Origin of the sequence: Longimicrobium terrae, assembly GCF_014202995.1 — a bacterium.
In the GTDB taxonomy this organism is placed as follows: Bacteria; Gemmatimonadota; Gemmatimonadetes; order Longimicrobiales; family Longimicrobiaceae; genus Longimicrobium; species Longimicrobium terrae.
In genome coordinates, this window is sequence record NZ_JACHIA010000053.1 from 1 (window position 1) to 1316 (window position 1316).

The window sequence follows — 1316 nt, forward strand, 5'->3', positions numbered from 1 at the left end:
TGGTTAGGAGCGGGGCGGACGGGGATAGTGTAATCGGGGGCTGAAAAGGCCTGTTCGAGTGAGGTTTTCTCGAAGAGAGTGACGCTGAGGATCTGGAGCAAAGTGTAAAGTTCGAGCTTGGAATCGAGGCGCTTTCGCGCGATAGCGACGAGCAGGTAGACCGAGATGGCGATCCAGATCTGGGTCTGGACGGCGTTGGGGCTGCGGCCGTAGAAGGCCTTGATGCGCAGGTGCTGTTTGATCCACTTGAAGAAGAGTTCGATCTTCCAGCGTGCCTTGTACAGCCTGGCGATCGTGAGGGCAGGGAGTTCGAAGTCGTTGGTCAGAAAGACATACACCTTGCCGGTCTCCGGATCGCGGAACTTCACGCGTCTGAGATTGATCGGGTACTTGGCCGCGGTGGCCTGGACGGTGAGGCGGATCGTCTGGTCGTATACGAGGCCAGTCGTGCGGTCCACCGCGTGGGAGTAGAGACGCCGGGTTCTCAGGTTGTGCCTGGCCCGGGTGACGAAGATGGCCTTGGCGTGCTCGAGCCGCAGAAGGCTCTTGAAGTCCAGGTAGCCGCGATCAAAGACGTAGATGGAGCCGGGCTCGGGCGCGAGTTCGTCGAGGACGTGCTTGTCGGAGAAGCTTCCGCCGGTGATGCGCACGTACGCCGGGATGCTGCCCCGCAGATCGAGAAGGGTGTGGAGCTTGACTCCAGCCGCGTCCTTCTGGAAGCGCGCCCAAGGGAAGAGCCCGAGGCAGAGCTCGATGGTGCTGGAGTCGAGGCAGTAGACGGTCTGGTCGAGGTCCAGGGCCAGGGCTTCACCGGCGTAGAGCCGCCGGGCCTCGGCCATGAGGACCTGCGCGTAGTCGGCGTAGATGCGCCAGTCGCGCCGCTCGTTCGCGTCCGCCAGCGTGCTGCGGGTGACGGATCCGCGGATTCCCATGTGGTACAGCCGATCGGGAATGACGCCGAGACAGGCTTCGATGTCGCGCAGGCTCTCACGATACGTGAGTTGGGCGAAGGCCATGACCAGAAACTGGTCGCGGCAGGTGAATGTCCGGACCCGGTGGTTGCCCCGGTAGCGCTGGATGCAGCGGTCCAGAGCACCGCGGGAGCCGTGCGCAAGCAACTGTGCGAAGAGGGTGCTGCCCTGATTCATCGGGTGCTCCTGTCGTGGACGGTTCTCGACAGGATAGACGAAGGTCCGGCACCACTTTCAAATCGGCGCGTCCAGATTGTCGCTGCAACCCACTGTGTGGAATCAGCTTGCGGCACCTTCAGCTGAAGTTTAGCCGGACACTAGTGACCCTCCCCCAGTCTTTTTTGG

1 protein-coding gene is annotated in these 1316 nt (G+C 62.2%); it reads right to left on the reverse strand.

Annotated elements, in window-relative coordinates; genetic code table 11:
- The coding region (locus HNQ61_RS28185) for an IS4 family transposase (RefSeq protein ID WP_183685873.1) at positions 1 to 1148 on the reverse strand (1148 nt) is incomplete at its 3' end.
- Positions 1149 to 1316 lie beyond the last annotated feature (168 nt).